This window comes from Kitasatospora phosalacinea (assembly GCF_030268885.1).
GTDB lineage: Bacteria > Actinomycetota > Actinomycetes > Streptomycetales > Streptomycetaceae > Kitasatospora > Kitasatospora phosalacinea_C.
In genome coordinates, this window is record NZ_BSSA01000136.1 from 1 (window position 1) to 283 (window position 283).

General features: G+C 67.8%; 1 protein-coding gene. It reads left to right on the top strand.

The genetic code is table 11. The features are described 5' to 3' along the window. Nucleotides 1–283, top strand: a 283-nt coding sequence (locus QSK52_RS39255) for a thiamine pyrophosphate-dependent enzyme (protein WP_285741059.1), incomplete at both ends; no start/stop codon positions are given.

Consider the following 283-nt stretch of genomic DNA (forward strand, 5'->3'; position numbering starts at 1 on the left):
CTGCACCCTGAACAACCTGCCGATCAAGGTCGCCGTCATCAACAACGGCTCCCTCGGCATGGTCCGCCAGTGGCAGACCCTGTTCTACAACCAGCGCTACTCCAACACCGTCCTGCACTCCGGCCCCGGCCACGACGGCATCGAACCGCCCGCCCAGGGCACCCGGATCCCCGACTTCGTGCTGCTCTCCGAGGCGATGGGCGCCGTCGGCCTGCGCTGCGAGCGCCCCGAGGACCTGGACGACGTCATCAAGCAGGCCATGGAGATCAACGACCGCCCCGTC